Origin of the sequence: Pseudomonas sp. TREG-RG-20F-10-E-6-01 (assembly GCF_022662455.1) — a bacterium.
Lineage (GTDB): Bacteria > Pseudomonadota > Gammaproteobacteria > Pseudomonadales > Pseudomonadaceae > Aquipseudomonas.
This window is the reverse complement of record NZ_JAKNQP010000004.1, coordinates 335443-347856: the sequence shown is the minus strand read 5'-3', so window position 1 is coordinate 347856 and position 12414 is coordinate 335443. Positions and strand designations below refer to the sequence as shown.

Here is a 12414-nt window from a genome sequence, read left to right as displayed (position 1 = left end):
GCGCTTAAACCCCCAGGGACTTTTTGTAGCGGCTTTCGACCATGCGGTTCCAGCTCAGCATGATCAGCAGGTTGACCAACAGCAGCACCACCGCGATGGTCGCGCCCATGGGCCAGTTGAGTTCCGAGAGGTACTGGTCGTACACCACCGTGGCGACCATCTTCAGGCGGCGCCCGCCGAGCAGGCCGGGGATCGCAAACGAGCTGGCCGCCAGCCCGAACACAATCAACGTGCCGGACAGCACGCCGGGCATGACCTGCGGCAACACGATCTTGCGCATCACCGTGGCCTGGCTGGCGCCGAGTGACAGCGCCGCCTGTTCTGCCGACGGGTCGAGTTTTTGCAGCGAGGTCCACACCGGAATGATCATGAACGGCAGCATCACGTGCACCAGCGCGATGATCACCGCAAACGGCGTGTACAGCAGCTTTACCGGACGCCCGCCGAGGGCCTGGATTACCTGGTTGACCAGCCCGTCGGCGCCGAGCAACAGGCTCCAGCCGAAGGCGCGCACCACCACCGAAATCAGCAACGGCGTGAGGATCAGGATCAGGAAGATCGAGCGCCACGGCGTGCCCATGCGGCTCAGAATGTAAGCCTCGGGCACGCCGATCACCACGCACAGCAAGGTCACCAGTGCGCTGATCCAGAAGGTGCGCCAGAAGATTTCATAGAAGTACGCATCACTGAACAGCGACAGGTAATGCGCCAAGGTCCATTCATCCGCCTTCACGCCCACCTGGTAGTCGAACACGTTGAACGACAGCACCAGCGTCATCACCAGCGGCAAAATCAACAGCCCGGTGAACAGCGCCAGGGCCGGCAACGACAGCAGATAACCGCGACTCATGCGCGCACCTCATCCGCCGCCAGCACGCGCAACAGGCCGGCGTGCCAGTCCAGGCCGACTGCCGCGCCGCAACCGAGCGGCGCGCTGCCGTCGTTGCTGCGCACCACGGTGATTTCGCCAAGCGAGGTGTGGACGCGGTACAGCCATTGGCTGCCGAAAAAGTAGCTGTCGAGCACCTTGCCTTGCACGCGCCCGCTGCCTGCGGCCACCAAGGTGATTTTTTCCGGGCGCAGGCTCAGGGTCAGCTCGCCGTCGCCGCGGGCGTGGCGCACTTGTGGGGTGCCAAGTTCGTCGTAGTCACCCGGCAGCAGGTTGGCCTTGCCGACGAAGTCCGAGATGAAGCGCGTGCGTGGGTGTTCGTAGAGCGTGTACGGTGCGTCGATCTGCGTGACGCGTCCGGCCTGCATCACCACCACGCGGTCGCTGATCGACAGTGCTTCGGCCTGGTCGTGGGTGACCATCAAAGTGGTGATGCCCACGGCGCACTGGATGCGGCGGATTTCAAACTGCATCTCTTCGCGCAGGTTGGCGTCGAGGTTGGACAACGGTTCATCGAGCAGCAGCACCGGCGGCTCGATCACCAGCGCGCGGGCCAGCGCTACACGCTGGCGCTGGCCGCCGGAGAGTTCACGCGGGTAGCGCTCGGCGTGCGGCGCCAGGCGCACCAGTTCCAGCACGGTCTTGACCTTGCTGGCGATTTCGGCGGCCGGCACTTTGCGCATCTTCAGGCCGAAGGCGACGTTGTCGCGCACGGTCATGTGCGGGAACAGCGCGTAGCTCTGGAACACCACGCCCAGGCCACGGCTGGCGGGTTTGGCGTGGGTGATGTCGCGGCCGTCGAGCAGGATTTGCCCGCCGCTCACGTCGACGAAGCCGGCGATCATTTGCAGGGTGGTGGTTTTGCCGCAGCCCGAGGGACCGAGCAGGGAAACGAACTCGCCTTTTTCTACCGCAAGGTCAGTGGCGACCACCGCATCGACGGCGCCGTAGCGTTTGCTCAAGGCGTTGAGTTGGAGAAAAGCCATGTCTGCGTTCCACCTGTTTGAGTCGCGTCGAAACGCGCTTTTTTGTTTTGGGCAGATGCGAAAAGAGTGCTGCGGGTGCGGTGGCGCTCGATCTCGAGTCGGCTGCCGTTTGTTGTTCATTTCGCCCCTGTGGACGCAGATTAGGACGAAGACTAGGATGGGTGGAAGATGGAATTTCACTCAACGAACTATTATTTTCAAATTTATTCATTCAGCAGAATTTATGCAGAGATTATGTGATATGGATTCCACTGAGCGGAATGGCAGCGACAAAGAAGTGGGTTCGGGCAGCGTGTCGCGGGTGTTCGCGCTGTTGCGTGCATTGGGCGAGGTACCCGAAGGTGGCGAACGCGTGACGCAACTGGCGCAGCAGGTCGGGCTGTCGCAGCCCACCATCCACCGCCTGTTGCGCAGCCTGATGGACGAGGGGATGGTCGAGCAGGACGCGCGCAGCAAGCGTTATCGCCTGAGCCTGGAGTTCTTCGCGCTGGCGGCGAACGCGGGCAAGACCGGCAACCTGCGTGACCTGGTGCGGCCGAGCATGTTGCGCTTGAGTGCGTCGTTGGGTGATTCGTTGTTTTTGCTGGCACGCAGTGGTTTTGATGCGATCTGCCTGGACCGCAGCGAGGGGCCGTACCCGATCCGCACCTTTACCGGGGATATTGGCGGGCGTGTGGCGTTGGGTGTGGGGCAGGGCAGTTTGGCGATTCTGGCGTTCTTGCCGGAGGAGGAGCGTGAGACGGTGATTCGCTACAACTTGCCTCGGCTGAAGGATTTTCACCTGTATGACGAGGTGCTGCTGCGTTCGGAAGTGGAGAATGTGCGCAGCCTGGGGTATGCCGCGCGCAACACCGGAGTGCTGGAAGGCATGGCGGGGTTGGCGGTGCCGATTTTGAATCGGGAGGGGTATGCGGTGGCGGCGTTGAGTGTGGCGACCATCAGTGATCGCCTGGGGCCGAGCCGGTTGCCGATGGTGGTGGAGTTGCTCAAGCGTGAGGCGGCGGCGATCGGGCCGAGGATCAATCCGTTTGATCCGACGTTGCGTCGGCCTTCGCAGGCTTTTGGTGGGTAGCTTGTGTGCCGTTGCGCTATGGCCGTCTTTGGGCGGGCGCTTCTGTTGGTAGATTTGAGTACATATCCGTTGCTGCGGTAACGGCGGCTGGCGGTTCCGCTCTTACAGCGGGTCACTTTTGGCAAACGCCCCAAAAGTAACCAAAAGGTCTTTGCCCCACCACTCGGCACCTCGCCTAGGCTCGGTGTGCCCTCACTCCGGCTTGAATCCGTGGGCCGCCGCGACGGGCCATCCATGGCCCAACGCGGCTAACCCGGCGTCCTGCCGGGTTACCCACGGATTCAAGCCTGCGTTCGGCCAGCGTGGTTAACGGGGCCTGTCAGATCAAAAGCAAGATCAAGAGCACGGCGGCCTGAAAGCCGACCTGAGTGGTAGAAGCAAAAGCGGATCAAAAACACAGCAACACACCTCTATCTGATGCACTGAGCTCCAAATGTGGGAGCGGGCTTGCCTGCGATTCAGGCACCTCGGTGTGTCAGGCATAACCAGTTGATGCCTTCGCGGGCAAGCCCGCTCCCACAAGTTGACCGCGTTCAGCCGCCAGCACCGCGCCGCTTTGCTTTTCTGTGGGAGCTGGCTTGCCTGCGATGCAGACAACTCGGTGTGTCAGGCATAACCAGTTGATGCCATCGCGGGCAAGCCCGCTCCCACAATTTCACCGAGTGCAGCCCGTCACCACCGCACTGCTTTGCTTTTCTGTGGGAGCTGGCTTGCCTGCGATGCAGGCACCTCGGTGTATCAGGCATAACCAGTTGATGCCTTCGCGGGCAAGCCAGCTCCCACATTGACCGAGTACAGCCTGAGGTTTCAGGGCAATGCAGATCTGCACAGTCTCTACTTGATGTATTGAGACCCACACAAGCACCACACACATTCAGATCGCGGCCAGTGCAACTGAGGTCGCGGCTGTTCGAGTCTCCACGCCGAGCTTCACATACACATGCTCCAGATGCTTGTTCACCGTCCTGGGGCTCAGCCCCAGAATGTCGCCGATATCCCGGTTGGTTTTCCCACACGCCACCCAACGCAGCACTTCCACCTCACGCTCGGTCAGTTGAAACCGCGCGGATAACAGTCGTTGCGCCGGGGCGTCCTCCAGGGTCAGCACGCTCGGCTGCGTGGCGGCACGCGCCGAGAGCAGGATTCGTGACGTACGCAAATGCGCTGCCACCCGCGCCAATACCTCATCCGTCTGGATCGGCTTGGTCACGTAGTCGCTGCCACCCACCTCAAAACCCTGCACCACGTGCTTGCTGTCGGTCAGCCCGGTCATGAACACCACCGGGATGTCCGCACTGGCCGGTTGCGCCTTGAGCCGGCGACAGGTTTCGAAACCGTCCAGCCCCGGCATCATTGCGTCCAGCAGAATCAGGTCCGGGCGCCGGCGTTGCACGCGGTTCAACGCGCTGAGGCCGTCCAGCGCCACCAGCACCATGTAGCCCGCGTCATCAAGTGCGTCGGACAGCATGGCGAGGTTGTCCGGGGTGTCATCGACGATCAGCACCACGCCAGGTTCAGTGCTGCGGGTGAGCGCATTCATCTTCGGCCTCCTTTAAGGTTCGGTTGAGTTCATCCAGGCGGAAACCCTTGAGCAGCCCGCGCACTTTGGCGATAAAAGGCGCGGCGTCCGGGCGATGTTCCAGGATGGTGTCGAGTTTTTCATGCAAGCCGCGCACATAGCCGATGGCGCTGAGTTCGGCGAGGGCGGCGAGGTCTTCAGGGCTGGGCAATACGCTGGGCGGTGCAGGCGGTGTGGACGTTCGGGTGCGCCGCAGCCACTGCAGATCCAGGTGCTGTTGCAGGCGCCCGAGCAGTTCCGGGGTGCGCACCGGTTTGGCCAGGTAGTCGTTGCAGGCGGCGGCGATGCTGCGTTCACGGTCGTCGGTAAAGGCGTTGGCCGAGATCACGATGATCGGCGCGCTGGACAGCGCATTGCGGCGGATCAGGCGGCTGGTTTCCCAGCCATCCAGGGTCGGCATCGACAGGTCCATCAGGATCAGGTCCGGCGCCAGCAGCGCCACCTGGCGGATTGCGTCCTGGCCATTGCTGGCCTGGATCACCTCAAACCCCAGCGGTGTGAGCATGCCACTGAGCACCTTGCGATGGTCCACATGGTCGTCCACCACCAGGATGCGTCGGCGCACACCGTGATAACCGATGATGTCGTGCTCCACGTGCACCACCGCCTGCGGCGCGCGCACCTGGGAGAGGAACAGCCGCACCTGGAAACACGTGCCTTTGTCCAGCTCACTGGTGACGCGCAACTCGCCGCCCATCAGCGAGGTGAGCATGCGCGTGATGGTCAGCCCCAGGCCCACGCCCTTGTCCTGGCGCATCAGATCGCCGCGCTCGAACGGCTGGAATATCCGCTCGATTTGCCCAGGGTCAATGCCGATGCCGGTGTCGATGATTTCAAAATTGGCGGTTTCGCGCATGTAGCTGACCCGCAGGCGCACCTCGCCGCTGTCGGTGAAATTCACCGCGTTGCCGAGCAGGTTGATCAGGATCTGACGCACGCGTTTTTCATCGCCACGCACCACGGCCGGGATCTTGCCCACGCAGTCCAAGCGAAAGCGCAGGCCCTTGTCCTGGGCTTGTGGGGTGAACATCTGTTCCAGGTCGTGGAGCAACTCGGGGAAGGGGATTTCCGTGAGTTCCAGGCGCAGTTTGCCGGCCTCGATCTTGGCCACGTCGAGCAGGCCATCGATCAGTGACAGCAGGTGCGAGCCGCTGCGCAGGATGGTCGCCAGCGCGTCCTGATGCTGCTCGGGCATGGCGTTGTCGCGCTGCAGGATCTGGGTAAAACCAAGGATGCTGTTCAGCGGCGTGCGCAGCTCGTGAGAGAGCCCGGTGACGTAACGGCTTTTGGCGGCGTTCGCGGCTTCGGAGGCCTCTTTGGCTTGTTGCAGGGCTTGGTCGGTGAGGCTGTGGGCGTCGATTTCCTGCATTAAAAGCAGGGTCTGGCGGTCGGATTCTTCCTGGGCGACGCGGCGGCTTTCGCGGGTCAGTACCACCCACCACGCGAGCACGGCGGCCAGCACTGACAGGGTCAGGAAAGCCTTGAAGAACGCCTGATACAAGGTCTCGGAATGCGGCAACCCTTGGGCGGCTTGCACGTAAATCAACGCCAGCGCGCCTGCGAGCAGCAGCACCAGCACCAGCAACAACCCCAGGTAGTGCGCCAGCCGCGTATGCAGGCGCGGCATCAGGGTGGTGGGCAGCAGCCAGCGCAATACGCCTTCGAACTGCGTGACCAGGCGCGCATGAGGTTTGCACCGATCACCGCAACGCGCGTCCAGCGAGCAGCACAGCGAACAGATGGGCGTGCTGTAGGCCGGACAAAACGCCATGTCGGCGGTTTCGAACGGGTTGCTGCACAGCCCACAGATCGCGTGAGTGGCGGGGGCCACCGGGTGAATCAGCGTCACGTCACTGGTACGCGCGATGTAGTACTTGCCTTGGGTCAGCCAGGCCAACAGCGGCGCCATGATCAACGCCGTGCCCAGCGCGACGAAGGGCGGCGCGGCCTGGGCCAGGGCACCGAACAGGCCGAAGTGGGCGAGGATCGACAGCAACGACGCAATCAGCATCGAGCCGACGCCCACCGGGTTGATGTCGTAGAGGTGCGCGCGCTTGAACTCGATGTGTCTGGGCGACAGGCCCAGCGGCTTGTTGATCACCAGGTCGGCCACCAGCGTGCCGATCCAGGCAATCGCGATATTCGCGTAGAGCCCCAGCACCTGGTCGATCACATCAAATACGCCCAGCTCCATCAGCATCAGCGCGATGGCCACGTTGAACACCAGCCACACCACGCGGCCGGGGTGGCTGTGGGTCACGCGGGCAAAGAAGTTCGACCAGGCCAGGGAGCCGGCGTAGGCGTTGGTCAGGTTGATTTTCATCTGTGAGATGAACACGAACAGCACCATCGCGCCGAGCGCCCATTCCGGCGAGCTGAACACATAGCGGAATGCAACGAGGTACATCTGCGTGGGCTCGGCGGCGCGCTCCATGGGGATTTCATGTTGCAGGGCGAGAAACGCCAGAAACGCCCCGGCGAACATCTTCAGCGCGCCGGGGATGATCCAGCCGGGCCCCGCACAGAGCAGGGCGGCCCACCAGCGTTTGCGGTTGGCGGCGGTCTTTTCCGGCAGGAAGCGCAGGTAGTCGACCTGTTCGCCGATCTGCGTAACCAGCGACAGCGCCACGGTGCAGGCGGCGCAGAACGACAGCAAATTAAACCCGCCGCCGTCGCCACTGCGTCCGACAAAGCTGGTCCAGTCGCTGAAGACGTCGGGGTTTTTCCACCAGACAAAGCCGTAGGGCAGCACGAGCAACAGCAGCCAGAGCGGTTGCGTCCACAATTGCAGGCGGCTGATCAGGGTCACGCCGTAGGCCACCAGCGGAATCACCAGCAATGAGCAGATCACATAGGCGATGGCCAGCGGAATATGGAAATACAGCTCCAGGGCCAGGGCCATGATTGCCGCTTCCAGTGCGAAGAACAGGAACGTGAAGCTGGCATAAATCAACGAGGTGATAGTCGAGCCGATGTAGCCAAAGCCGGCGCCACGGGTGAGCAGGTCCATGTCCACGCCATAACGGGCGGCGTAATAACTGATGGGCAGGCCGGTGAGGAAAATCACCAGGCTGATCGCCAGGATCGCCCAGAACGTGTTGGTGAAGCCGTAGCTCAAGGCGAGCACGCCGCCGATGGCTTCCAGCGCCAGAAAGGACACGGCGCCCAGGGCGGTGTTGGCGATGCGCAGTTCCGACCATTTGCGAAAGGATTTGGGCGTGTAGCGCAGGGCGTAGTCTTCCATGGTCTCGTCGGCGACCCAGGTGTTGTAGTCGCGGCGGATCTTGACGATGCGCTGGGTGCCGGAGGTGGGGTGCACGGTGGAGGACTCCGCAGAAGGGCGAGATTGAATGAGCAACTTCCATGCCCTGACAGGTGCCGCAGGTCCAAATGCGGGAGCGGGCTTGCTGTGGCGAGCGGGCTTGCCCCGCGTTGGGCTGCGTAGCAGCCCTGAAACCAGACAACACTATTTACCTGGAAAAATGCGCTGTTCTTAACAGGGCCGCTTCGCAGCCCAACGCGGGGCAAGCCCGCTCGCCACAACTTGCCCTGAAACAGTGCGCAACGGCATACGTCAAATGACGTACACCGTTACGTCAGGCTGCGTATACCCGCGATGGCCGGCTGCCGCCATGCTGAACCCCTCATTGCAGAGGAGTCGCCCCATGGCACCACGATTGATCCGCTCCACACCGTTGTTGGCCTTGTCCTTACTGGCGGCCGCTCTGTTCAGCCAGGGCGTGCTGGCCGATAACGAAGGCCTGGCCGTGACCCCTACCGAAGTCACCGTCGGCCAGTTGCACTCGGCCACCGGCACCATGGCGATTTCCGAGACCGGCTCGATCCAGGCCGAGCGCCTGGCCATCGAACAGATCAACGCTTCGGGCGGGATCCTGGGACGCCAGATCAAAGTGATCCAGGAAGACGGCGCCTCCGACTGGCCGACCTTTGCCGAAAAAGCCAAGAAGCTGCTGGTCAACGACAAGGTCGCCGCCGTGTTCGGCTGCTGGACGTCGGCTTCACGCAAAGCCGTGCTGCCGATCTTCGAGAAAGAAAACGGCTTGCTCTACTACCCGACCTTCTATGAAGGCCTGGAACAGTCGAAAAACGTCATCTACACCGGCCAGGAAGCCACCCAGCAAATCCTCGCCAGCCTCGACTGGATCGCCAAGATCAAGGGCGCCAAGACCTTCTACCTGGTCGGCTCGGACTACATCTGGCCACGCACCTCGATGAAGATCGCGCGCAAGCACATTGAAAACGTGCTGCACGGCACGGTGGTTGGCGAAGACTACTACCCGCTGGGCAACACTCAGTTCGGCTCGCTGATCAACAAGGTCAAGCTGAAGAAGCCGGACGTAGTGTTTGCGGCCGTGGTCGGCGGCTCCAACGTGGCGTTCTACAAGCAACTCAATGCGGCGGGTGTGAATTCGTCCAAACAAACCCTGCTGACCCTGTCGGTCACCGAAGACGAGCTGCTCGGCATCGGCGGCGAAAACATGGCCGGTTTCTACGCCTCGATGAAGTACTTCCAGAGCCTGGACAACCCGAACAACAAAGCCTTCGTCGAAGCCTTCAAGGCCAAGTACGGCAAGGACGCGGTGATCGGCGACGTGACCCAGGCGGCGTACCTCGGCCCTTGGTTGTGGAAAGCGGCGGTGGAGAAAGCCGGCAGTTTCGACGTGGATAAAGTCGTGGCGGCAAGCCCTGGCATCGAGCTGAAAAACGCGCCGGAAGGCTACGTGAAGATCCACGAGAACCATCACCTGTGGAGCAAGTCGCGCATCGGCGAAGTGCAGCCCAACGGGCAGTTCAAGGTGATCTACGAGTCGGATCTGATCGAGCCGAACCCGTTTCCAAAGGGTTACCAATAACCCCCAGGCACACGGAGTTTCAAACTGTGGGAGGCGGCTTGCCCCCGATAGCCGTGGGTCAGTCACAGCTTTATAAGCTGACCCACCCTCATCGCGGCAAGCCCCTTCCCACATAAGGCAAAACGGCACAAGCCTGCATTTCATCTCTCTGTAGGAGACCATCATCATGGAATGGCTATCGGAATTTGGAGCCATCGCGGCGATGCAGGGGTTCAACGGTTTGTCCGTGTTCTGCGTGCTGTTGCTGATGGCATTGGGGCTGGCGATCATCTTTGGCCAGATGGGCGTGATCAACATGGCCCACGGCGAGTTCCTGACCATCGGCGCCTACACCACCTACGTGTGTTCCAGCCTTACCGCGCATTTTGCGCCAAGCTTTCAACCCTATTACTTCTTCGTTGCCATTGCCCTGTCATTCCTCGTTGCCGGTGCCATTGGCTGGCTGGTGGAGTGGGCGATGATCAGCCGGTTGTACAAGCGTCCGCTGGACACCTTGCTCGCCACCTGGGGGTTGTCCCTGGTGATGCAGCAAACCTTTCGCTCGGTTTTCGGCGCGCGTGAAGTCAGCGCCGAACCGCCGGCCTGGCTGATGGGCTCGGTGAACTTCACCGATGCCATCGAGATCCCGCGCAACGGCCTGTTCATGATGGGCCTGACCCTGCTGCTGACCGCCGCGATCTTCCTGATGCTGTACCGCTCGCGCTGGGGCCTGCAGGTGCGCGCCACGGTGCAGAACCGCCTGATGAGCCGCGCGGTGGGCATCAATACGCGCAAGGTCGACCGCATGACCTTCGCCCTCGGCTGCGGCGTGGCCGGTGTCGCGGGCGCGGCGTTTACCACCATTGGCTCCACCGGGCCGACGGCGGGTTCGCAGTACATCGTCGACACTTTCCTGGTGGTGGTATTCGGCGGCGCGCAGAGCCTGTTCGGCACCATCGCCTCGGCGTTCGTGATCGCCCAGACCCAATCGCTGTCGGAGTTTTTCCTCAGTGGCTCGATGGCCAAGGTACTCACGTTGTCCTCGGTCATTCTGATCCTGATGCTGCGCCCGCAAGGGTTGTTCTCCATCAAAGTGCGCAAGTAGAGGCGAGCAGATGAAGGCTTTAGACAAGCTGCTGGGCGGCCAGCAAAACCTGATCGGTATCGTGTTGTTGGCGTTGCTGGTGCTGGTGGTGTTTCCCCTGACCCTGGACGCGTTCCGCCTGAACATGGTCGGCAAATACCTGACCTATGCATTCGTCGCCGTGGGCCTGGTGCTGTGCTGGGGCTATGGCGGCATTCTCAGCCTGGGGCAGGGCGTGTTCTTCGGCGTCGGCGGTTACTGCATGGCGATGTTCCTCAAGCTGGAAGCCTCCGACCCCGAGAGCACCAAGATCCAATCCACACCGGGCATCCCGGACTTCATGGACTGGAACCAGATCACCGAACTGCCGTGGCTGTGGCAGCCGTTTCACAGTTTCAGCTTCACGCTGGTAGCGGTGATTGCGGTGCCGGTGCTGCTGGCGTTTATTATCGGTATGGCGCTGTTCAAGCGGCGCGTGGGCGATGTGTATTTCTCCATCGTCACCCAGGCGATTGCGCTGATCCTTACCGTGCTGATCGTCGGCCAGCAGGGGCTGACCGGTGGCGTCAACGGCATCACCGACCTCAAGACCCTGCTGGGCTGGGACCTGCGCACCGACAGCGCGAAAATGATCCTGTACTTCATCAACGCCGGCTTGCTGTTCGGCTGCATCTTTATCGGCCGTTTTATCCTCGCGTCCAAGCTGGGCCGGCTGCTGATGGCGATGCGCGACAAAGAAGAGCGCGTGCGGTTTTCCGGCTATGACGTGGCCAGTTTCAAGATCTTTGTGTTCTGCGTGGCCGCCGCGTTTTCGGCGATTGGCGGGGCGATGTTTGCCTTGCAGGTGGGCTTTATGTCGCCGTCGTTCGTGGGCATTGTGCCGTCAATCGAGATGGTGATTTTCGCCGCGGTGGGCGGGCGCATGTCACTGCTCGGCGCGGTGTATGGCGCGCTGCTGGTGAACTACGGCAAGACGTACTTTTCCGAGTCCTTTCCTGAATTATGGCTGTACCTGATGGGCGGGCTGTTTATCGCCGTGGTCATGTATTTCCCCAATGGCCTGGCCGGGTTGTGGGACAGCCACGGTCGCCAGGCATTGGCCAAACTGCTGCGGCGCAAACCCGTGGCGGCGCCCCCGGTGAGTCCGGCGGTTAAACCCAAGGCTAAAAGCAACATCCTGGAGACCCAGCCATGAGCGCCGTCGGCTTTGAAATGAAAAAACCGGTGTTGGCCATTGAAGGCCTCACCGTGTCGTTCGACGGCTTCAAGGCGGTCGACAACCTCAACTTGTATATCGACCGCAATGAAGTGCGCGTGGTCATCGGTCCCAATGGCGCCGGCAAGACCACGGTGCTCGACCTGATCTGCGGCAAAACCCGCGCTACCAGCGGCAGCATCCAGTTCGACGGCCAGGAACTGACCAAGATGCGCGAGTACAACATCGTGCGCGCCGGCGTGGGGCGCAAGTTCCAGAACCCGTCGATCTACGAAAACCTCACGGTGTTTGAAAACCTCGAGATGTCTTATCCCGCCGGGCGCAAAGTGTGGGGCGCGCTGTTTTTCAAGCGCAGCGCTCAGGTGGTTGCGCGGGTGGAAGAGGTGGCGCGGGAAATCTTCCTGGGTGATTTGCTGCAACAACAGGCCGACCTGCTGTCCCACGGGCAAAAGCAGTGGCTGGAAATCGGCATGCTGCTGATGCAGGACCCGGAGTTGCTGATGCTCGACGAGCCGGTGGCAGGCATGAGCGTGAATGAGCGCGCGCAAACCGCCGAATTGCTCAACCGCATCAGCCAGGGCCGCTCGGTGCTGGTGATCGAGCACGACATGGAGTTCGTCAAAAGCATCGCGCATAAAGTCACGGTGCTGCACCAGGGCAAGGTGCTGGCCGAGGGCAGCATGGAGTCGGTGCAAAGCAACCCGAAAGTCATTGAAGTGTATTTGGGCCACTGAG

At 61.8% G+C, this 12414-nt stretch carries 9 protein-coding genes; 5 read left to right on the top strand and 4 right to left on the bottom strand.

Going from position 1 to position 12414, the window contains the following annotated elements:
• Nucleotides 1-4: 4 nt before the first annotated feature.
• Together L8K08_RS15555 and L8K08_RS15550 are read right to left on the bottom strand one after the other, a co-directional pair.
• Nucleotides 5-850: an ABC transporter permease gene (locus L8K08_RS15555; protein ID WP_214248528.1), complete on the bottom strand. Its 846-nt coding sequence runs from the start codon at nucleotides 848-850 to the stop codon at nucleotides 5-7.
• The gene (locus L8K08_RS15550; RefSeq protein ID WP_242198417.1) at nucleotides 847-1875 is read right to left on the bottom strand and encodes an ABC transporter ATP-binding protein; all 1029 of its coding nucleotides are present in this window, start codon (nucleotides 1873-1875) and stop codon (nucleotides 847-849) included. The genes L8K08_RS15555 and L8K08_RS15550 overlap by 4 nt, the downstream gene beginning before the upstream one ends.
• A 241-nt stretch (nucleotides 1876-2116) precedes the next feature.
• Here L8K08_RS15550 and L8K08_RS15545 point away from each other — a divergent pair, with 241 nt between their 5' ends.
• Nucleotides 2117-2947 carry an IclR family transcriptional regulator gene (locus L8K08_RS15545; protein WP_242198415.1) on the top strand — a complete coding sequence of 277 codons (831 nt, stop codon included), beginning with the start codon at nucleotides 2117-2119 and terminating at the stop codon, nucleotides 2945-2947.
• An 874-nt stretch (nucleotides 2948-3821) separates the two neighbouring features.
• On the opposite strand, the gene L8K08_RS15540 is transcribed toward L8K08_RS15545, so the two are convergent.
• Entirely contained in the window at nucleotides 3822-4487 is a 666-nt protein-coding gene (locus L8K08_RS15540; RefSeq protein ID WP_053256610.1) for a response regulator, read from the bottom strand.
• Nucleotides 4462-7845, bottom strand: coding sequence for an ATP-binding protein (locus L8K08_RS15535; RefSeq protein WP_242198413.1), 3384 nt, complete (start codon nucleotides 7843-7845; stop codon nucleotides 4462-4464). The genes L8K08_RS15540 and L8K08_RS15535 overlap by 26 nt, the downstream gene beginning before the upstream one ends.
• A 346-nt stretch (nucleotides 7846-8191) precedes the next feature.
• Between L8K08_RS15535 and urtA the strand changes: the two genes are divergently transcribed.
• From urtA to urtD, 4 genes are all read left to right on the top strand, one after another.
• Nucleotides 8192-9400 carry an urea ABC transporter substrate-binding protein gene (urtA, locus tag L8K08_RS15530; protein ID WP_242198411.1) on the top strand — a complete coding sequence of 403 codons (1209 nt, stop codon included), beginning with the start codon at nucleotides 8192-8194 and terminating at the stop codon, nucleotides 9398-9400.
• Nucleotides 9401-9566: 166 nt separating this feature from the next.
• Nucleotides 9567-10484 (top strand): urea ABC transporter permease subunit UrtB, encoded by a 918-nt coding sequence (urtB, locus tag L8K08_RS15525; protein WP_177410123.1) that lies wholly within the window; start codon nucleotides 9567-9569, stop codon nucleotides 10482-10484.
• Between the two features lie 10 nt (nucleotides 10485-10494).
• Nucleotides 10495-11658 carry an urea ABC transporter permease subunit UrtC gene (gene urtC / locus L8K08_RS15520; RefSeq protein WP_145165739.1) on the top strand — a complete coding sequence of 388 codons (1164 nt, stop codon included), beginning with the start codon at nucleotides 10495-10497 and terminating at the stop codon, nucleotides 11656-11658.
• Nucleotides 11655-12413, top strand: a complete 759-nt coding sequence (urtD, locus tag L8K08_RS15515) for an urea ABC transporter ATP-binding protein UrtD (protein ID WP_242198409.1) — start codon at nucleotides 11655-11657, stop codon at nucleotides 12411-12413. Before urtC ends, urtD begins: the two co-directional genes overlap by 4 nt.
• Nucleotide 12414 lies beyond the last annotated feature (1 nt).

Bases quoted from the DNA above. Each gene is read 5' to 3' on its own strand.
- urtD (WP_242198409.1), top strand. From the start codon at position 11,655: ATGAGCGCCGTCGGCTTTGAAATGAAAAAACCGGTGTTGGCCATTGAA.
- L8K08_RS15555 (WP_214248528.1), bottom strand. From the start codon at position 850: ATGAGTCGCGGTTATCTGCTGTCGTTGCCGGCCCTGGCGCTGTTCACC.
- L8K08_RS15545 (WP_242198415.1), top strand. From the start codon at position 2,117: ATGGATTCCACTGAGCGGAATGGCAGCGACAAAGAAGTGGGTTCGGGC.
- urtC (WP_145165739.1), top strand. From the start codon at position 10,495: ATGAAGGCTTTAGACAAGCTGCTGGGCGGCCAGCAAAACCTGATCGGT.
- urtB (WP_177410123.1), top strand. From the start codon at position 9,567: ATGGAATGGCTATCGGAATTTGGAGCCATCGCGGCGATGCAGGGGTTC.
- L8K08_RS15550 (WP_242198417.1), bottom strand. From the start codon at position 1,875: ATGGCTTTTCTCCAACTCAACGCCTTGAGCAAACGCTACGGCGCCGTC.
- urtA (WP_242198411.1), top strand. From the start codon at position 8,192: ATGGCACCACGATTGATCCGCTCCACACCGTTGTTGGCCTTGTCCTTA.
- L8K08_RS15540 (WP_053256610.1), bottom strand. From the start codon at position 4,487: ATGAATGCGCTCACCCGCAGCACTGAACCTGGCGTGGTGCTGATCGTC.